General features: G+C 73.5%; 16 protein-coding genes, 1 pseudogene and 1 riboswitch. Of the genes and pseudogenes, 10 read left to right on the top strand and 7 right to left on the bottom strand.

Annotated features, from left to right (window positions below):
- Positions 1-16: 16 nt before the first annotated feature.
- Positions 17-128: riboswitch (TPP riboswitch) on the bottom strand.
- Between the two features lie 155 nt (positions 129-283).
- The 5 genes from ACIBK8_RS13920 to ACIBK8_RS13900 all read left to right on the top strand — a co-directional run bounded on the left by ACIBK8_RS13920 (position 284) and on the right by ACIBK8_RS13900 (position 5,011).
- A complete protein-coding gene (locus tag ACIBK8_RS13920; protein WP_399041996.1) occupies positions 284-1,558 on the top strand; it encodes an NAD(P)/FAD-dependent oxidoreductase in 1,275 nt (424 codons plus the stop codon).
- Positions 1,559-1,715: 157 nt separating this feature from the next.
- Complete coding sequence (locus tag ACIBK8_RS13915) at positions 1,716-2,081, top strand: Rv2175c family DNA-binding protein (RefSeq protein ID WP_399041994.1); 366 nt, start codon at positions 1,716-1,718, stop codon at positions 2,079-2,081.
- Positions 2,082-2,206: 125 nt separating this feature from the next.
- Positions 2,207-2,869: a thiamine phosphate synthase gene (thiE, locus tag ACIBK8_RS13910; RefSeq protein ID WP_399041992.1), complete on the top strand. Its 663-nt coding sequence runs from the start codon at positions 2,207-2,209 to the stop codon at positions 2,867-2,869.
- 108 nt (positions 2,870-2,977) lie between these two features.
- Positions 2,978-3,895 (top strand): methylenetetrahydrofolate reductase [NAD(P)H], encoded by a 918-nt coding sequence (gene metF, locus ACIBK8_RS13905; RefSeq protein WP_393679535.1) that lies wholly within the window; start codon positions 2,978-2,980, stop codon positions 3,893-3,895.
- Between the two features lie 36 nt (positions 3,896-3,931).
- Complete coding sequence (locus ACIBK8_RS13900) at positions 3,932-5,011, top strand: hypothetical protein (protein ID WP_399041990.1); 1,080 nt, start codon at positions 3,932-3,934, stop codon at positions 5,009-5,011.
- A 33-nt stretch (positions 5,012-5,044) separates the two neighbouring features.
- On the opposite strand, the gene ACIBK8_RS13895 is transcribed toward ACIBK8_RS13900, so the two are convergent.
- The 3 genes from ACIBK8_RS13895 to ACIBK8_RS13885 form a co-directional block, all read right to left on the bottom strand.
- Positions 5,045-6,544 carry a phytoene desaturase family protein gene (locus tag ACIBK8_RS13895; protein ID WP_399041989.1) on the bottom strand — a complete coding sequence of 500 codons (1,500 nt, stop codon included), beginning with the start codon at positions 6,542-6,544 and terminating at the stop codon, positions 5,045-5,047.
- Positions 6,545-6,603: 59 nt separating this feature from the next.
- The gene (locus ACIBK8_RS13890) at positions 6,604-7,224 is read right to left on the bottom strand and encodes a DUF4126 domain-containing protein (protein WP_399041988.1); all 621 of its coding nucleotides are present in this window, start codon (positions 7,222-7,224) and stop codon (positions 6,604-6,606) included.
- A 348-nt stretch (positions 7,225-7,572) separates the two neighbouring features.
- A complete protein-coding gene (locus ACIBK8_RS13885; RefSeq protein WP_399041987.1) occupies positions 7,573-8,187 on the bottom strand; it encodes a TetR/AcrR family transcriptional regulator in 615 nt (204 codons plus the stop codon).
- A gap of 313 nt (positions 8,188-8,500) precedes the next feature.
- Here ACIBK8_RS13885 and ACIBK8_RS13880 point away from each other — a divergent pair, with 313 nt between their 5' ends.
- The 3 genes from ACIBK8_RS13880 to ACIBK8_RS13870 all read left to right on the top strand — a co-directional run bounded on the left by ACIBK8_RS13880 (position 8,501) and on the right by ACIBK8_RS13870 (position 10,586).
- Positions 8,501-8,986 carry an SAV_6107 family HEPN domain-containing protein gene (locus ACIBK8_RS13880; protein WP_399041986.1) on the top strand — a complete coding sequence of 162 codons (486 nt, stop codon included), beginning with the start codon at positions 8,501-8,503 and terminating at the stop codon, positions 8,984-8,986.
- 174 nt (positions 8,987-9,160) lie between these two features.
- On the top strand, positions 9,161-9,916 hold the full coding sequence (locus tag ACIBK8_RS13875; RefSeq protein ID WP_399041984.1) for a methyltransferase: 756 nt from the start codon (positions 9,161-9,163) through the stop codon (positions 9,914-9,916).
- A 259-nt stretch (positions 9,917-10,175) separates the two neighbouring features.
- Complete coding sequence (locus ACIBK8_RS13870) at positions 10,176-10,586, top strand: DUF3040 domain-containing protein (protein ID WP_393679521.1); 411 nt, start codon at positions 10,176-10,178, stop codon at positions 10,584-10,586.
- Between the two features lie 348 nt (positions 10,587-10,934).
- On the opposite strand, the pseudogene ACIBK8_RS13865 reads toward ACIBK8_RS13870, so the two are convergent.
- The 4 genes and pseudogenes from ACIBK8_RS13865 to ACIBK8_RS13850 form a co-directional block, all read right to left on the bottom strand.
- Positions 10,935-13,342: pseudogene (locus ACIBK8_RS13865) on the bottom strand (transglutaminaseTgpA domain-containing protein).
- Between the two features lie 118 nt (positions 13,343-13,460).
- Positions 13,461-14,870 carry a DUF58 domain-containing protein gene (locus ACIBK8_RS13860; protein WP_399041983.1) on the bottom strand — a complete coding sequence of 470 codons (1,410 nt, stop codon included), beginning with the start codon at positions 14,868-14,870 and terminating at the stop codon, positions 13,461-13,463.
- Positions 14,870-15,901, bottom strand: coding sequence for an AAA family ATPase (locus tag ACIBK8_RS13855; protein ID WP_399041981.1), 1,032 nt, complete (start codon positions 15,899-15,901; stop codon positions 14,870-14,872). Before ACIBK8_RS13855 ends, ACIBK8_RS13860 begins: the two co-directional genes overlap by 1 nt.
- Before the next feature lie 333 nt (positions 15,902-16,234).
- Positions 16,235-16,795 carry a beta-class carbonic anhydrase gene (locus ACIBK8_RS13850; RefSeq protein ID WP_399041980.1) on the bottom strand — a complete coding sequence of 187 codons (561 nt, stop codon included), beginning with the start codon at positions 16,793-16,795 and terminating at the stop codon, positions 16,235-16,237.
- Between the two features lie 494 nt (positions 16,796-17,289).
- Between ACIBK8_RS13850 and rsmH the strand changes: the two genes are divergently transcribed.
- Both rsmH and ACIBK8_RS13840 read left to right on the top strand, forming a co-directional pair.
- Positions 17,290-18,249: a 16S rRNA (cytosine(1402)-N(4))-methyltransferase RsmH gene (gene rsmH, locus ACIBK8_RS13845; protein ID WP_399041978.1), complete on the top strand. Its 960-nt coding sequence runs from the start codon at positions 17,290-17,292 to the stop codon at positions 18,247-18,249.
- A complete protein-coding gene (locus ACIBK8_RS13840) occupies positions 18,246-18,869 on the top strand; it encodes a septum formation initiator family protein (protein WP_399041976.1) in 624 nt (207 codons plus the stop codon). Before rsmH ends, ACIBK8_RS13840 begins: the two co-directional genes overlap by 4 nt.
- The last annotated feature ends 4 nt before the right edge of the window (positions 18,870-18,873 follow it).

The following is an 18,873-nucleotide window of genomic DNA, read 5'->3' as shown; positions in this document are numbered from 1 at the left end:
GTGCGGAAGATGCATGCATGGGCGTCCAGCCCCTCCCTTCGCCGGCATGACCCGGATCAGGTTCGTACGGTCGGAGGCCGCCAGCCTCCCTCTCAGCCCGGTGCGTCCGGGCTCCCGCGAGTGCGTATGACCCTCACCCTAATACCCGCTGCCGACGCCCCGTAAGGGAGCGCCCCCGGCACGGCGGACGGCGCTTCCCGGGCCCCACCGGGCGTGACGCTGTGTCAGAGATCTCCTTGCGCGCTGCTGCGGGCGCCGTCGCGCGCCGTCCTAGAGTGATCGGGTGAGCGAGCAGAGCAAGTCCTCCCAGGACCCTGACCACACGCCGCGCGTCGTGATCGTCGGCGCGGGAATCGCGGGTGTGCAGACCGCTGTCGCGCTGCGCGAACAAGGCTGGCGCGGCGCGATCACGCTGTTCGGCGACGAACCGCACCAGCCCTACGACCGCCCGCCGCTGTCCAAGGCGGTCCTGCTCGGCAAGGCCGAAGGCGCCGCGTTCGACGTGGACTTCGCCTCCCTGGGCATCGAGCTGCACATCGGCCGCCCGGTCACCGCGCTGCGGCCCGAGGCGCACCTCGTCGAGACCGCAGAAGGCCAGGTCCGCTACGACCACGCCGTCCTCGCCACCGGCGCCGAGCCCCTCGCGCTGCCCGGCAGCGCGGGGCTGCCCCACGTCCACCTGCTGCGCACCCTCGACGACGCCGAGCGGCTGCGGCCCGTCCTCGCCGCCCGGCACGAGATCGTGGTCGTCGGCGCGGGCTGGATCGGCGCCGAGTTCGCGACCGCGGCGCGCGAGGCGGGCTGCGCGGTCACCGTCGTCGAGGCCGCCGACCGGCCGCTGGCCGGCGCGCTGCCCGCCGAGGTCGCCGCCCACATGGCGGGCTGGTACGCCGGATCCGGTGCCCGGCTGCGCACCGGCGCGCGGGTCGCCGCCGTCGAAGCGGGCACCGTCCTCCTCGCCGACGGCACCGCGCTGCCCGCCGACGCCGTGGTCGTCGGCATCGGCGCCCGCCCCGCGACCGGCTGGCTGGCCGGCTCCGGTGTCGCGCTCTCACCCGATGACGGCTCGGTGCTCGCCGACGACCGGCTGCGGACCTCGGCCCCGGACGTCCACGCGGTCGGCGACTGCGCCTCCTTCCCGTCGGCCCGTTACGGCCGCAGGCTCCTGATCCACCACTGGGACAACGCGCTCCAGGGCCCCCGTACGGTCGCGGGGAACATCACCGGCGGCCCGGCCGAAGGCGTGGTCTACGACCCGGTGCCGTACTTCTGGTCGGAGCAGTTCGGCCGGTTCGTGCAGTACGCGGGCCACCACGACCGCGCCGACGAACTCGTCTGGCGCGGCGATCCGGAGAGCGCCGCCTGGTCGGTGATCTGGCTGCGGAAGGAGACGGGCCCGGCGGAGGGGCGGCCGGACCGGGGCAGGCTGGTCGCGCTGCTCGCGGTCGGCCGCCCGCGCGATCTGGCGCAGGGCCGCAAGCTCATCGAGCGCGGCGCCGTCCTGGACCGCGCGCGGGCGGCCGACGCGTCCGTGCCCCTGAAGGCGGCGGCTCTCTGAGGCGTGCCGGACGGGCCGCGGCGGGGCGGGCGGAGGCGGGCGGGAGGCGGACGGACGCGGTCCGCGTGCCAGGACCGGCGTCACCCGCCGGTGTGGGTCTCGTCCCGTTGGCGATGCCCGGCTACCGGCTGTCAGTGCGAGGTGGCAGGCTTGTCCTGTGACCGAGATTGACGCAAACATCGATGGACTCGTCCCCGCCTGGCTCACCCTCCCCGACATCGCCGAAGCGTTCGGCGTCGAGGTGACACGTGTCCGGCAGCTGGTCAAGGAGGGCCAGCTGATCGCGGTGCGCCGCGGTGAGAACAGGGCACTGCACGTGCCGGCCGATTTCATTCAGGACGGCAAGGTCGTCAAGGGCCTGGTCGGCACCCTGACCCTCCTGCGGGACGACGGCTTCGCCGACGAGGAGATGCTGGAATGGCTCTTCACCCCGGATGAGACCCTGCCCGGTACGCCGGCGCAGGCGCTGCGCGAGAACCGCGGCACGGAGGTGAAGCGCCGGGCGCAGGCGCTCGCCGTGTGACGCGGCGGGCGGCGCCGACGGCAGGCCCGCCCGCGCCTGAGCAGCTGAATCCGTAACCGCAACCGAGGTGGCGTACGAGCCGGAGAGCCCGGCCCGTACGCCACCGCCCCGGGGGGAACCGCCCGATGACCACCGCGACGACCACCGCCCGCGCAGCCCTGTCCGGCGCCAGGCTCTACCTCTGCACGGACGCCCGCACCCGCCAGGGCGACCTCCCGCAGTTCCTGGACGCGGTGCTCGCCTCCGGCGTGGACATCGTCCAGCTCCGCGACAAGGGCATGGAGGCGGCCGACGAGCTGCGCCACCTGGAGGTCTTCGCCGACGCCTGCCGCCGGCACGGCAAGCTGCTCGCGGTCAACGACCGGGCCGACGTCGCCCACGCCGCGGGCTCCGAGGTGCTGCACCTCGGACAGGGCGACCTGCCCGTCCCCGCCGCCCGCGCGATCCTCGGCACGGACGTCCTGATCGGCCGCTCCACGCACGCCGAGGCCGAGGTGGACGCCGCCGTCGCCGAGCCCGGCGTCGACTACTTCTGCACCGGCCCGTGCTGGCCGACCCCCACCAAGCCGGGCCGCCACGCACCGGGCCTCGACCTGGTCCGTTACGCGGCGGCGCAGGCACCAGGGCGTCCCTGGTTCGCGATCGGCGGGATCGACGCCGGCAATCTGGACGAGGTCCTGGCGGCGGGCGCCCGCCGGGTCGTGGTGGTCCGCGCGATCACCGAGGCGGAGGATCCCGGCGCAGCCGCCGCGTCCCTCGCCAAGCGCATTCGCACCTGGGACGCCTGAGCGGACGCGGCAGCGGCCTCCTGTCCAACCCGTGGACAGGAAGGGCTCTAATCAGGCATAACGTCCGCATCGGTTGGTGCGCGACCCGCCGGTGGTTAACCTGCCCGTATGGCCCTAGGTACAGCTTCCACCAGGACTGATCGTGCACGGACCGTCCGCGACCTGCTGGCTTCCGGCAAGCGGTCGTATTCCTTCGAGTTCGCCGCCCCGAAGACGGAGAAGGGCGAGCGGACCCTGTGGAACGCCATTCGCCGCATCGAGGCCGTCGCCCCGACCTTCGTCTCCGTGACGTACGGCGCGGGCGGCACCTCCCGTGAAGGCACGGTCCGCGCCACCGAACGGATCGCCACCGACACCACTCTCACCCCGGTCGCCCACCTGACCGCGGTCAACCACTCCCTGGCCGATCTGCGCAACATCATCGGCCAGTACGCCGACGCCGGCATCCGCAACATGCTCGCGCTGCGCGGCGACCCGCCGGGCGACCCGATGGGCGAGTGGGTGCGCCACCCCGAGGGCGTCACCTACGCCGCCGAACTGGTCCGCCTGATCAAGGAGTCCGGCGACTTCTGCGTCGGCGTCGCCGCCTTCCCCGAGATGCACCCGCGGTCCGCGGACTGGGACCAGGACGTCGCGCACTTCGTCGACAAGTGCCGGGCGGGCGCGGACTTCGCCATCACCCAGATGTTCTTCTACCCGGAGGACTACCTGCGGCTGCGCGACCGGGTCGCCGCGGCCGGCTGCTCGACGCCGATCATTCCGGAGATCATGCCGGTCACGAACGTGCGCCAGATCGAGCGATTCGCGCAGCTCAGCAACGCGGCTTTCCCGCCCGAGCTCGCGAACCGCATCATGGCGGTCAAGGACGACCCGGCGGCTGTACGCTCCATTGGCATCGAGTACGCCACGGAACTGTGCGCGCGCTTGAGTGCCGAGGACGTGCCCGGGTTGCACTTCATCACCCTCAACCACTCCACGGCGACCCTGGAAATCTACGAAAATCTGGGGCTGCACCAGCGGCCTTGATCACGGTGGCCGCGGCGCGGCGGAAGAGGGGCGTACATGGGCTGGGCGGTCCTCTACATCGCATTCGGCTTCGTTGCCCTGTGGTTGCTCGGAGAGGTGCTGTTCCAGCACAAGGCCCGGCTGCGCTGGCGGTTGCTCGCCTTCACCGGCTTCCTCGGCGTGGCGATCGGCGTCATCATCCCGGCGGTGATCGTGATCGCGCTGGGCGCCATCGCCTTCGCCGTCGGGCAGACGTATGTGACGCTCTCCTTCCGCCGCGGCTTCACCACCGGCTGGTCGCTGCGCAAGCCGCGGGAGAACCGCCGGCGCAGGGCCAGGCCGGGCGGCACCACGCCACCGGCCGCCGAGCCGACCCTGGAGGTCTCCGGCCTCGAAGCGGTCCCCCTGCCCGACGCTCCCGACGACGGCGCCCCGGGCGACCCCGCACCCCACCAGCCCTACCCGCAGGGCCCGTACGGCGACTCCCAGGCCCCGTACGGCACCCAGGACACCTACGACAACCACGACGGCCACCAGGGCGCGTACGCCCCGCAGAGCGGCTACGGCGGCTACGACGGGCACGGCGGCTACGACGCCGGACAGGGCTACCCGTCCCAAGGCGGCTACCCGGAGCAGACGTTCGCCGGGCAGGGCAGCTTCGCCCAGGACGCGACCGCCGTCTATGCCCCGCAGCCGCTGCCCGACGAGACCGGCCAGTACGGCGTCTACAGCCCCGACGCGCGCACCGCGCCGCCCGGCTACGGCGCCTACGCCGCGGCCGACGGCCGGGGAGCCGCGGACCCCAACTCCTATGACCACGGCGGCGGTTACGGCACTCCGGACGGCTACGCCGATCCCTACGCCCCCTACGGCGACCACCAGGGGCAGGCGCCCTACCCCGACCCGTACACCGGAGCCCAGCAGTACCCGGCGTCGTACGAGCCCTACGAGCAGCACGACCCCTACGGCCCGCAGGGGTACGGCGCCCCGCCGTACGACGCCTCGGCGCAGGCGTACGGCGACACCCCGCCCGGCGGTGTGTGGGTGCCGCAGCAGCGCGACGGCCAGCCCCCGGCCGAGCAGCCGCCGTACCCGCCCCACCAACAGCAGGGCTACGACGGGCAGTACCGCTACTGACGGCCGCGCCCGGTCACTTCACCGCCGGGCGCCTCACGTCGAGCCCTGCCAGTCGTCGCCGTTGACGATCAGGCCGGCGACGATGGCACCCGACATCCCGGCGTGCGCGAGCCCGCCGCCCGGATGCGACCAGCCGCCGACCGCGTAAAGCCCCGGTATCCGCGTGCGGTTGGCGGGCCGCAGAAAGCGCCCTCCGGCGCCCGCCAGCGCCGGCCCCGGCACCAGGGCGTCCCCGGACGGCGGCAGCACCTCCCGCCACAGCACCCGCTCCCGCAGGCCCGGCACGGCGGCCTCGGCCAGCTCCGTCATCCGGTCGGCCACCGCCTCCGCACCGGCCGCCGCCCCGCCCTGGCCCGGCGGGGCGACCACGGCGGTCAGCGTCACCGCCTCATGGCCGTCATCGGGCCGGGACGCGGGATCGTCGGGGCGCAGGACCGTCACCGTCGGCCGCGCGGCGCCCGCCGCCCCGCCGTCGAAGACCGCCGCCAGCTCCGCCGCCCGGTCGTCGGTGTGCACCACCGTCCGGTGCGCGGCGTCCCCGGTCCTGGGCCCGCGCAGCGCGAGTGCCACCGTCATCCGGGCCGGGGCGCGCCCGGCCCCCGATCCGGTGGCGGCGTCGTCGGCGCCCCACGGCAGCCCGTCCCGCAGCATCGGCCCCAGCAGTGCGGGCGCGATCCCCGCGACCACGAAGTCCGCGCCGGCCACCCGGCCTTCGGCCAGTTCGACCCCCGCGGCCCGGCCGTCCTCCTCGACGATCCGGGTGACCTCGGCGCCGAAGGTGAACTCCACCTTGCGCTCGACGCAGCGCGCGTACAGGGCGTCCGCGAGCGCCCGTATCCCGCCGGACGGATACCAGCTCCCGAACGTCTGCTCCATGTAGGGCAGCACGGTGGCGCTCGCCGGTGCGCTGCGCGGGTCGTAGCCGTACGCCGTGGCATGGCTCTCCAGGAGCGCGATCAGCCGCGGATCGGCCAGCTCCCTGCGGGCGGCCTCGGCCAGGGTGGCGGTCGTCGGGCCCTTGCCCCGCCCGAACCACCCGCGCCGCCGCACCGCCGGATACGGATCGCGCCCGAGCGCCTGCCGATCCGCCCGCAGCGGCTCCTCCAGGAGCGGCCTGCGGGTGGCGTCCCAGGCTTCCCTGGCGCGGTTGACCAGCGCGCTCCAGCGCTCTCCCGCACCGGCGCCCAGCGCCCCGTCAAGTGCCGCGACCACCCCGGCCCGTGAAGCGTTCGGCAGTGACACCGCCGTGCCGTCGGCGAAGACATGACGGCTCGCCGGATCGACCTGCGTCAGCCCGACACAGCTCTCCAGCGGCTGCCGCCCGGTCTTGACGAACAGGTCGCGGTAGACCGCGGGCAGATGCAGCAGCTGGGGGCCGGTGTCGAACCCGAAGCCGTCCCGCTCGATACGCCGCACCGCGCCGCCGTACGTCGCGTCGCGCTCGAACACCGCCACCCGGTGGCCCGCGACGGCCAGCCGGGCAGCGGCTGCCATCGCGCCCATCCCGGCGCCGATCACCGCAATCCGTGCCATGCCTGCGACTTTATCCGGGCCCACTGACAACGCCCGAACCGCAGCCGCCCACGGCCGCCTCAGCGCGGTGCGGCTGCCGCCCCGCCCGTGGCCGCCGACCGTTTCTCCTCGCGCCGCAGGCGCCTGCGGCGCAGGTACCGGCGGATCCGCGACCAGAGGAGCACCACCAACGCGATACCGCCGGCCAGCAGCACACCGGCGATGACCGCCGCGGCCACCGGATGGAAGACGGCGAACGCGATGAGCCCGGCGACCCCCAGGTCCTCGACGAGGCTCAGCACGATGTTGCTCGCGGGCTCGGGCGAGGTGTTGACCGCGATCCGCGCCCCCGCCTTGACCAGGTGGCTCAGCAGCGCCGTGGAGCCGCCCACGGCGCCCGCCGCCAGCTCGGGCAGCGAGCCGTCGTGCCCGGCCAGCAGCGCCGCCACGACGGCGCCGGCGATCGGCCGGATGACGGTGTGGACCCCGTCCCAGACGGAGTCCACGTAGGGGATCTTGTCGGCGACGGCCTCGCAGAGGAACAGCACCCCGGCGACGATCAGCACATCGGGCCGCTGCAGCGCCGCGGGCACCTCATCGGTGACTCCGGTCGCGCCGAGCAGGCCGAAGAGCAGAACGACGGCGTAGGCGTTGATCCCGCTGGCCCAGCCACTGGTGAATACCAACGGAAGTACGGACACGCCGACGATCGTAGGACAGTGCTGGGGCCAGGTGCTCACGTGTGAGTACACGTACTCAGACGCCGAGATGAGTAGCTACGCGGATGGGCCGCGACCTGCCAGGACGACAAAGTAGAGATCACCGAAGGGACGCGGCGCCGCACCGCCGGCACGGGGCGGCGGTACGGCGCGGCATCCCGGACGTGACGGGGGAAGCACGGGGGAAAGTACGGGGGAGCACGGGGGAGCACGGGGGAAGCGCTGTCCTGGTCGGATCGATGGGGGAACGATCCGCGCCAGGGCAGCGCGCTTTTTTGTCGGCCCCTCCCGGCCGGGCAGGACCGCCGGGCCGTCACGAGGCGGCCGGACTCAGGCCGGGCGCCCGCTGATCCGCCCCTGGAGCAGCCGCGACAGCGCGGCGTGCACCTCGTCGATCGACCGGTCCGGCTGGTACGACTGCCAGTCGAGCGCCGCCACCAGCACCATGCCGAACAGCGCCGACGCGGTGAGCGGAACGTCGATCTCCTCGCTCAGCTCCCCACTGCCGACCGCCTCCCGCAGCACACCCTCCACCACCGCGACGGCCCGCTCCCGCACCACCATCAAGGTCGACTGCCAGGCACGGTTGGTGCGCCACAGTTCGGCCACGTAGAGCTGGGTGAGCGCCGGATAGCGGGAGATGAAGTCCAGGCCGGCCCTGATCATCGCGTCCAGGGCGTCGATCCTGGTACCGCCCCGGTCCGCCACCTCGTCGGCCGCCGCCTGCAACGAGGTCGCCAGCAGCTCGATGCCGTGCCGCAGCAGTTCCTCGAAGAGCACGTTCTTGCTCGCGAAGTTGTAGTAGACCGTGCCCTTCGCGACCCCGGCACGCTCGGCGATCTCGTCCACCGTGGTGGAGGAGAAGCCCTGTTCGGCGATGAGCGTGACCGCGGCTTCGAAGAGCTTGCGCCGAGTGGCGTCGCGGCGCGTGTGGGAGCTGTCCATGAGGGTGATTGTGCCGGTCCTGGCACGTGCCGCGCGCACAGGCTCAGCTCCGGACGCAGGGACGTGAGCACCGCCGCGCCGCCGCACCGACGACGGAACCGGTGCAGCCCTTCCACGGGACAACTCACCGGTGGATACGGGCGGATGACGCCGAAGAACCCGGGGCCCGTCCGCGCAGCCCCCGAGAGTGCCTGTCTGCCCCCTTTTCCCTGACCCTTCGATGGAAAGGGCAGGTCAGGGCCGTTTGTCAGTGGTGTCCCTCACGATGGGGTCAGACGGTTCCGAACCGGTTTGCGACGACAGGAGGTTCGTCATGGCAGCTCGTCCCCTCACGGGCAGCTCCGCTGCGTACGGTCCCCCGAGCGATGTCCACCCCGTCCTGCGGCGCGCGGCAGCTCCACCCGCCGCCCTGAACCTGCTCATCCAGGCCCAGCAGGGCCTCGCGGAGGCAGAAACCCTGGAAACCCCCAACGAGCGCTTCGCCGCCGCGCACCTCGCCGCACTGCGCACCGCGGCGGCCGTGCTGGCCGTCCGCGGCAGACCGGAGGCCACGCTCCGCCGCCGGCGGCGCATCCGCAGCGCATGGGAGGTGCTTCCGGAGGTCGCGCCCGAACTCACCGAGTGGAGCGCCCTGTTCGCCGCGGGCGCCGACCGCCGCGCCAAGGCCGAGGCAGGCATAACCGGCGCGGCCGGCCGCCGCGATGCCGACGACCTCATCCGCGACGCCGGAATGTTCCTGCGCCTGGTGGAACGGATGCTGCTGCTCCAGCCGTCCCTGCCACCCCAGCGGGCGGGATGACGGCAGCTTCGGGAACCCCCGATGGCCGCTGCCGCCTCCGGGCGATCACAGCCCGTCCGGAGGTGGCGGCGACCCGGGGTGACGTCGGGAGACGCCGCAGGCTGCGCAGGTCGTGGGACGCAATAGGGTGGTGGGCGCCTAGATGTTCATGCCCCCGCCGAGGAGCCACCCGCCGTGTCTGACCCGCTGCGCCCGCGCGCATCCCTTCGTACCGCCGTGGTCTGGGAGGTTCTCAAGGACGCCCTGGAGCGCCGGGCCGTGGCCGCCGGGCGCGAGGACCTGGACGTCCTCGACACCGGAGGCGGCACCGGCAACTTCGCCGTGCCGGTGGCCCGCCTCGGCCACCGCGTCACCGTCGTCGACCCGAGCCCCAACGCCCTGTTCGCCCTGGAACGCCGCGCCGCGGAGGCCGGCGTCGCCGACCGGGTGCGCGCGGTCCAGGGCGACGCGGGCGGCCTCTTCGACGTCGTCGACCGCGGCGGCTACGACGCCGTGCTGTGCCACGGCGTGCTGGAGTACGTCGACGACCCGGCGGAGGGGCTGCGGAACGTCGTCGCCGCACTGCGCCCGGCCGGCACCCTCAGCCTGCTCGCCGCCGGTCTCGGCGGCGCCGTCCTGGCGCGCGCCCTGGCCGGTCACTTCAACGAGGCCCGCCAGGCGCTCACCGACCCCTCGGGACGCTGGGGCGAGGGCGACCCGGTGCCCCGCAGGTTCACCGCGGAGCAGCTTTCCGGCCTGGTCACCGACGCGGGCCTGCACGTCGGCGCGGTGCACGGCGTACGGGTCTTCGCCGACCTGGTCCCCGGCGTACTCGTCGACACCGAGCCGGGTGCCATGGAGGCGCTGCTGAAGCTCGAAGCCGCCGCCGCGGAGCAGCCCGCGTTCCACTCCGTCGCCACCCAGCTGCACGTCCTCGCCGAGCGCGGCTGATTCTTCACGGTCCGGCCGACTGCCGGGCGCAGTCGGCCACCGGCCACCCGATCAGCCCCTTCGCCCCGTATGATCGAGGTACGACGTTCCGGCATGACGGATAGGCGGGTGGGGAATGCAGGCAGCATCACCACCGGCCGCCCTGGCGGCCCGGACAGTGGACTGGCGCAGAGGGGCGGGTTTCACGGGGGCGATTCCCTGCCTATCCTGAAAGGGTCGCACCCGGTCGCCCCCCGCGACCGACGAGTAGGAGGACTCCGTGCCGCTCTCGGAGCACGAGCAGCGCATGCTCGAGCAAATGGAGCGAGCGCTGTACGCCGAAGATCCCAAGTTCGCGACAGCGCTTGAAGGAAGCGGGCTGCGTACGTATACCCGGCGACGGGTCTACCAAGCGGTCGTGGGCTTCCTGGTGGGTATCGGCCTGCTCATGGCCGGCATGGTCGCGCAGCAGATCTGGATCAGCGTGGTGGGCTTCCTCGTGATGCTCGGATGCGCGGTGCTGGCCGTCACGGGATGGCGCAAGGCACCGAAGCCGGGTGAGCAGAAGTCCGGCGCGGCTCCGGGCAAAGCGGGCGGGGCCGCCGCGCGTCGGCAGGCCAGGGCACGGCGCTCGATGATGAACCGCATCGAGGACCGCTGGCAACGCCGAAGGGACGAGCAGGGCCACTGAGGCCCCCGCCTCAGCTGACCTTGCGTTTCCCTCTCGCCGAGTCCTTTTTGTCACGTTGCTTCTACGTTGCTTCTCGCTGCGCAAATCTTTCGCGCCCGCACGAACCGGATCGGTTCGTCGGAACTGCCCTCCGTGGACGGACTTGTCGTTCCGTCCACGGAGGGCAGTTCCGTTCAGGCCATTTGAAGGCGTCGACGTGAGCGCCCCGCCCGCCGACCGCACACACCGGCCGGCGCCGAGCAGAGCGCAGCCGTCCCGCCGCCGCGGCTGCCCCGGTGCCGTCGGTCTCCGCCGCGGGACCGGCCGGCAGGTCCGTTCGGATTGGCCGGCTGATCCGAACGGAACCCGCTAGGCCCCCCGTCCCCCCGGCCGCAGCGCTGCCGCCGCGCGTCGGGAGGCGGTCGCCGGGCGGCTGGTGGTGCAGCGGAGACGGAAGGCCGTCCAGCGGGCGGTGAGGGACCACAGCAGCCGGGCGGCTGAGCGGGGGACGAAACGGGCGCGTAGCCGCTGGGCGCGGGAGGCGCGGGCGTGCAGACCGGCGCGGACCAGCCGCACGTCCGCGGCCGGTGCCGGTACGGGGCGGGGGCGCGGGGCGTACAGGGACTCCTCGACCGCGGCGGCCATCCGGTGGGCGGCGTCCGCGGCCTCCGGCTCCAGCTCGCCGACGCGTGCCAGCCGGGTGGCCGTGCCGCGGGGCGTGAGGGCGCTGTCCGGCGGGATACCGAAGTCCCAGCCGGTGTCGATCAGCTCGCTCCAGGCCGCGAGGACGTCGGTACCGGCGCCCCCGCCGAGCCGGCGCGTACGCATCCGGGTCCGCCACAGCAGCGGGGTGGCGAGGAGCAGCAGGACCAGCAGGGCGGCGACCGTGAGGATCGCGACGGTCCAGGGGGAGGTGCCGCCGTCCGACGGGCCGCCGCCCGATTCCGCGGGCAGCGCCGCACAGCCGGTGGCCCCCTGCTGGGTGCCGGGGGCGCAGGTCGGATCCGCCGACGGGCGGTCCGACGGGGCGGCGGGATGCGAGGTCTCCGGGGCGGGGGCGGACGGGTCGTTGTCGCGCGGGTTGTCGGGAAGGGCGTAGTCGGGGACGCTGCCACGGCTCGGCGTCGGCTCGAAACGAGTCCATCCGGCGCCCTCGAAATACAGCTCGGGCCAGGCGTGCGCGTCCTTGAGGCCGACCGACGTCGTGCCGTCCGGCTGCCGGGTGCCCGGGGTGAAGCCGACCGCTACCCGGGACGGTATGCCCAGGGTGCGCGCCATCGCGGCCATCGAGAACGCGAAGTGGACGCAGAACCCCTCCTTCTGCTTCAGGAAGCGGGCGATGGCTTCGGAGCCGCTGCCCGCCCGGACCTCGGTGTTGTAGCTGAACCCACCGTCCAACGCGAACCAGTCCTGCAGCTTGACGGCCTTGTCGTACGGGGAGACCGCGTCCCGGGTCACCTGCCGGGCCGTCGTCCGTACCACGTCGGGCAGCGAAGCCGGGACCTTCGTGAACTCCTGCCGCAGCTTCGCGGGCGGCGGCGGGGCGGTGGCCAGCTGCTGGGCCGTCGGCCGCACCCGCAGGCTCTCCACCTGGTACTGGATGCCGCGGGTGGTCTGGCCGCGGTCCCCGACCAGGGTGCGGCCCTCCGGCTCGAAGCGCCACTGCCCGGAGATGTCGACGCGGGAGGCGGGGTAGGGGAGCGGCAGCCAGTTCTGGCCGTACCACTCGGCGGTCGATATCGAGGTGTTCACGCGGGTGGCGTCCACGTCGTCGGCAAGCCCCGGGGGCGGGGCAGCTCGTCCGGTACGTCCATGACCTTGCGCTCGGACGGTTTCCAGGCCGTGCCGTCGAACTGGTCGAGGGCCACGATCCGCAGATACATGTCGCGGGTGTCGCTCGCGGTGGTGCGGTAGTTGAGGACTTCCTTGTCCTCGGGCTGGTTCAGGCTGTTCTGCAGGGAGACGAGCGGGTTCACCGCCGAGATCGTGCCGCCCTTGTCGCCGGAGCCGTCGCCGCCGGACGGGCCGAGCAGCCCGCCGCCGAGCGAGGGCAGTGCGGCCGGCACGACCAGGGCGATGCCGAGTACCAGGGCCCCGATCCGGCGGCCGGTACGGACCGGGGCCAGGGCGGGGCCGCCGGCGCCGAAGCCGGGCACACCGAGGGGGGAACGGGCCGGGTCGGGGCCGCCGAACACCCGGCCCCACTGGGACAGCCGGTCGCGGCCCTCGGCGAGGAGGAGCAGCAGATAGCCGCCCGCCGCGACGAGGAACCACAGCCAGCCGGCGCCGTCCTGGGCCAGCCCGGCCGCCACCGAATACAGCGCCAGCAGCGGAAGCCCGGCGGGCGCCGCACTGCGGTAGGTGACCGCCAGCGCGTCCACCACCAGGCCGATGAGCAGGACGCCGCCGACCAGGAGCAGCCGGATGCCCGGCGTCACCGGGGCCGGGATGGCGTACCGGCCCACATCCCTGACACCGGACTCCACCAGCCGTACGACCTCCGCCACCGCGTCGGGGCCCGGCAGTACCCCGGCGATCGCCTGGTCGCGGGCGAACAGCAGGGTCAGCAGCAGCACGCCCACCGCGGCCTGCACCACGATGGTCAGCGGCCGGGCCAGCGGCACCCGGCGGGTCGCCGCCCCCACGCCCGTCACGAGCGCCAGCAGGGCCGCCGCCTGGATCATCCACGTGAACGGATCGACCAGCGGCAGCAGCGCACAGGACGCGCAGAGCGTCGCCACCGCCGCGCACAGCGCCAGCCGCGCCCGGCCGCTCATGCCCCGGCCCCGCTCCGCCGCAGGGCCCCGCTCCGCCCGCCGTACGCGGAGCCGTTCCCCCTGCCGTGCGCCCGTCGGCCGTACCCGAGGCCCGTGCGCCCGCTGCTTCCCCGCCTGTTCATGCTCCGCTCCCCGCCCCCGTTGCCGTGCCTGCCGTGCTGTGGTCGGCGGGGCCTGCCGGGGCCGCCGCTGCCGGGTCGTCCGGAGGTATGCCGCCCGTGCGGTTGGTGGAGCGCCACAGGTCGGGCAGGGCGGCGCCGGGGGTCACCGGGAGGGCCGTCCAGCCCGCCTCGCGGAGCAGCCGCAGGCGGTCGGCCAACGGCGCCTGGACGCCGGCGTGCCCGGACCCGGCAGGTCCCCGCGTCCACGCGTCGCCGTCCAGGACGAAGGCGACCGCCGCGCCGCTGCGCCGCCGCATCCGGGCGGCCACCGCCACCCCCTGTGCGTCCAGATCGCCGAAGAACCCGATGAGCAGCCCTTCCTGGCCGGCGCGCAGCGCCTCGTACGCCGGGGACAGGTCCTCCCCGTCGGAGTGCTCCACCATGGCGAGGGTGTCCAGGAGCAGACCGGTGTCGGCGGATTCCGCGCCGCCCGCGAAACCGCCGCTCCCCTCGGTGTGCGATACCGCCGGGCCCGTGTCGGTCAGCAGCCGGACGGAGAAGCCGCGCTCCATCAGATGCACGGCGGTGGAGGCGACGCCGGAGACCGCCCATTCGAACGCCGAATCGGGGCCGCTTCCCTGATGGACCGTCCGCCGGGTGTCGAGCAGGATCGTGCAGCGGGCCTTCTGCGGCTGCTCCTCACGGCGCACCATCAGCTCGCCGTGGCGCGCGGTGGACCGCCAGTGGACCCGGCGCAGGTCGTCGCCGTGGCGGTAGCCGCGCGGGATGACGTCGTCGTCGCCGGCCAGAGCAGGCGAGCGCTGCCTGCCGTCGCCGTACCCGGGGGTCTCGCCCGCCAGCCGGACCGGTGGCAGCGGCTCGGTGCGCGGCACCACGGTCAGGGTGTCCGACGTGCTGAAGGAACTGGTCAGCTCGCACATCCCGAACGGGTCGGAAAGCCGCAGCTGCAACGGGCCCAGGGGGTAGTGGCCGCGCAGGTCGGAGCGGACGCGGTAGGACACCTCGCGCCGGCCGCCTGCCTCCACCCGGTCCAGTACGAACCGGGGCCGCGGCCCCAGGACGTAGGGCACCCGGTCCTGGAGCATCAGCACGCCGGTGGGCAGCCGCGAGATGTTCTCGACGCGCAGCCCCACGCGGGTGGCGACGGCGGTGGGCACCCGGGCGGGGGCGAGCGTACGGCTGCCCGCGACGCGGTAGCGGGTGCGGTGCAGGACCACGACGCACACCAGCGGCAGCGCGGCCAGCAGCAGTCCCACGCGCAGCAGGTCCGCCTGCCCCAGGAGGTAGGAGCACACCGCGGCGGCGATACCGGCGGCCAGGAACGACCGGCCACGGGTCGTCAGGCCACCGAAGGCGGCCCGCAGACCGCCGGGCTCCGGTGTCCCCACGCCGCCCCCGCCGGACATCACAGTCCCCGGACGCCGGGCTGCCGGTCGCCGCCGTGTGGCCACGGCGTGGCCGACGGGGCGGCCGACGGGGTGGGGACCGGCGTGCGGTGCAGGATCTCCAGCACGATCTGTTCGGCAGTCCTGCGGTTCAGCTGCGCCTGGGAGCTGGGCAGCAGGCGGTGCGCGAGGACCGGCACGGCCAGCGACTGCACGTCGTCCGGCAGCGCGTACTCCCGCCCGGCCAGCGCCGCCGCCGCCTTCGCCGCGCGCAGCAGATGCAGCGTCGCCCGTGGCGAGGCGCCGAGCCGCAGCTCCGCGTGGCCGCGGGTGGCCGCCACCAGGTCGACGGCGTATCTCCGCACCGCATCGGCGACATGCACCGTCCGCACCGCGTCGATCAGGTCCACGACGTCCTGGGCGTCCGCCACCGGCCGGAGCGTGTCCAGCGGGGAGGCGCCGCCGTGTACGTCCAGCATCTGCAGTTCGGCGGCCGGGCTCGGGTAGCCGATGGACACCCGCGCCATGAAGCGGTCCCGCTGCGCCTCCGGGAGGGGGTAGGTGCCCTCCATCTCCATCGGGTTCTGGGTGGCCACCACCATGAAGGGACTGGGCAGTTCGTAGGTCTGCCCGTCCATCGTGACCTGCCGTTCCTCCATCGACTCCAGCAGCGCGGACTGGGTCTTGGGCGAGGCGCGGTTGATCTCGTCGCCGATCACGATCTGGGCGAAGATCGCGCCGGGCTTGAACTCGAAGTCGCGGCGCTGCTGGTCGAAGATGCTGACGCCGGTGATGTCGGACGGCAGCAGGTCCGGGGTGAACTGGATCCGCCGCACCGAGCAGTCGATGGACCGGGCCAGCGCCTTGGCCAGCATCGTCTTGCCGACACCGGGAACGTCCTCGATGAGCAGGTGCCCCTCGGCGAGCAGCACGGTCAGCGCGAGCCGTACGACCTCAGGCTTGCCCTCGATGACTTCCTCGACCGAACGGTGGACCCGCTCAGCTGTGGTGGTCAGATCAACGAGGCTCGCTCGCTCGTCATACGTCGTCACCGGCCCTCCTCGGCCCTTCCCCGCGCTCCGGTGAAGCGGGGGATACCCCTGTCAGGGCCGGCGCCCTCCGTACGGACCCGGCCCCACCCCGTATGCGGCGTCGTGCCGGCCAGGGCCGCGACGACGTCACTCAGGCATTCTCACCGCCGATCGCGCCTCACGTCATGGGCTGTGGATAACTGACGGCGATATGTCCCGACCCTCCCGGCTCTCCCCGTCGTTCCGGCCACCCGCGCCGTGCGAGTCGTCCGGAACGGCGGCACACCGGCACGGCCCGGGACAGGACACAGCCGGGTGCGGGGCACCGCCCCGCACCCGGCACTCCTGCGGAGGTCAGCGCTGCGGGTCGATCTCCCGCAGCAGACCGGTGGTGACGTCGAAGACAAAGCCGCGGACGTCGTCCTTGTGCAGCAGGAACGGCGAGGTACGCACCCGTTCCATGGACTGCCGCACGTCCTCGTCGAGGTCCTTGAACGCCTCGACGGCCCAGGTGGGCCGCTGCCCGACCTCGGCCGCCAGCTCGTGGCGGAAGTCCTCGGTGAGGCCCAGCAGACCGCAGCCGGTGTGGTGGATGAGCACCACCGAACGGGTGCCCAGGGCGCGCTGGCTGATGGTCAGGGACCGGATGATGTCGTCGGTGACCACGCCGCCCGCGTTGCGGATGGTGTGGCAGTCGCCGAGTTCGAGCCCCAGCGCGTCGTGGAGGTCGAGCCGGGCGTCCATGCAGGCCACCACGGCGACCTTGAGTACCGGCCGGGCGTCCATGCCGGGATCGGTGAAAGCGGCGGCGTAGTGGGCGTTTGCTTCGACGAGACGGTCGGTGACGGTGTCACCGGCAGGAACGGCGGAGCCGTCGGCGGACGGCGGCAGCGGCTGCGACGCAGATATGGACATGAAGTCACCGTAATAGGCGGCGCCCGATCCGGCTGCATGTAAGGGCGGGCATAGGGGACGACATTGGTCCTTGTGACGTAATCGACAGGAACCGTTACCGTGCCGCCGTCCGGGTGAGAGGCGGGCGGAAAAGCCGCCGCGGGACGCGCGGAACCGGTTGATTGACCGGGGCAGGCGGTGGACTAAAGTGGCGCGAAGTGGGAGGCGTGACGCTCTCCTTGGATCCCGGATCCCTCGCGTGCACCTCACACGTACGGCTCGGCCTCCTCCCGCTCCACCGGCCTTCCGACGCCACTTCCCCGTCGCCGGAGAGCCATTTCCCCTTCAGAGCGGGCGGGGACCAAGCGGTACGTGCGGCACATCCCCCGCCAGCGGCCGGGGAACCCCTCCTGCCGCTCACCCATCGGAAGGCATATGAGCGAGCGCAGCGAGCGAATCAGAATGAGGTGCGCCCTCTGCGGAAGCGGGCCCACCGAGCGAAGCGAGGTCGGCGCATGAGCAGCAACACGCGTCACGTGCCCGTCATGCTCAGGCGCTGCCTGGACATGCTCGCCCCCGCGCTCGCCGAACCCGGAGCGGTCGTCGTCGACTGCACGCTCGGCCTCGGAGGACACAGCGAGGCACTGCTGTCGACCTTTCCTTCGGCCCGGCTCGTCGCGCTCGACCGCGACACGTCGGCGCTGCGGCTCGCGGGGGAGCGGCTGGCCCCCTACGGCGAGCGCGCCACCTTGGTGCACGCGGTCTACGACGAACTTCCCGACGTCCTGGAACGCCTCGGGCTGCCGCGCGTCCAGGGTGTCCTCTTCGATCTCGGCGTCTCCTCCATGCAGCTCGACGAGGCCGACCGCGGCTTCGCCTACGCCCAGGACGCACCGCTGGACATGCGGATGGACCAGACGACCGGCATCAGCGCCGCCGACGTCCTCAACACCTACGCACCCGGTGAACTGGTCCGGATCCTGCGCTCCTACGGAGAGGAGAAGCAGGCCAAGCGGATCGTCGAGGCGGTCGTACGCGAGCGCGCCAAGGAGCCGTTCCGCAACAGCGCGCGGCTGGTCGAACTGATCCGTGACGCGCTGCCGCAGGCCGCCAAGCGGCACGGCGGCAACCCCGCCAAGCGCACGTTCCAGGCCCTGCGCATCGAGGTCAACGGCGAACTGGCCAGCGTGGAGCGGGCGGTGCCGGCCGCGGTGAAGGCACTGGCGGTCGGCGGGCGGATCGCCGTCCTCTCCTACCAGTCGCTGGAGGACCGGATCGTCAAGCAGGTCTTGGCGGCCGGCGCGGCCAACACCGCTCCGCCCGGCCTGCCGGTCGTGCCCGAGCAGTACCAGCCGCGCCTGAAGCTGCTGACCCGGGGCGCCGAACTGCCCACGGAGGAAGAGGTCGCCGAGAACCGCCGGGCGGCGCCGGCGCGGCTGCGCGGCGCCGAACGCATCCGCGAGGACATCGCGTGACCGCCCGGGGGCGTTCGCGCGGGGGGCGCTCACGCCTCTCGGCGCTGTTCCCCTCGGGCGGCTCAGCCGCCGCGCGCACGCCCTTCGTCCTCCTGGTCGTCGTCCTGCTCGGCTCCGGTCTGATCACCCTGCTGATGCTCAATTCGGCGCTCAACCAAGGGTCGTTCGAACTGAGCAAGCTGGAGAAGAAGACCGACGGGCTGACGGACGACCAGCAGGCACTCCAGCAGGAAGTGGACGCCAAATCCGCGCCGGGCGCGCTGGAGAGGCGCGCCCGGGAGCTGGGCATGGTCCCGGGCGGCAACCCGGCGTTCCTCAATCCGGACGGTACGGTCCGGGGCAAGCCGAGCGAGGCGACGGCCGAGCCGGAGCCGATGAGCGCACCCGCCACGCCGTCGCTCCCGGGGACGCAGGCCGCATCCGGCGTCCCCGTGTCGGCGGCCGTCTCCGGCTCGCCGCCGGCCACGCCGTCCCCAACGGCCGCGCCGTCCGTACCCGTCCCGTCCGCCTCGCCTGGCGCGCCCCGCCCGGCGGCCCCGCCCGTCCCGTCCGGCGCCGCGTCCCCGGGCGCCCCCGCCGTCCCCGCGACCGTCCCTTCCCCGACGACATCCGGCAGGTGAAACC

The sequence above is a fragment of the Streptomyces sp. NPDC050161 genome, from assembly GCF_044460025.1.
In the GTDB taxonomy this organism is placed as follows: domain Bacteria; phylum Actinomycetota; class Actinomycetes; order Streptomycetales; family Streptomycetaceae; genus Streptomyces.
Note: the sequence above shows the minus strand (reverse complement) of the source record. Positions and strands in the feature narration are given on the sequence as shown.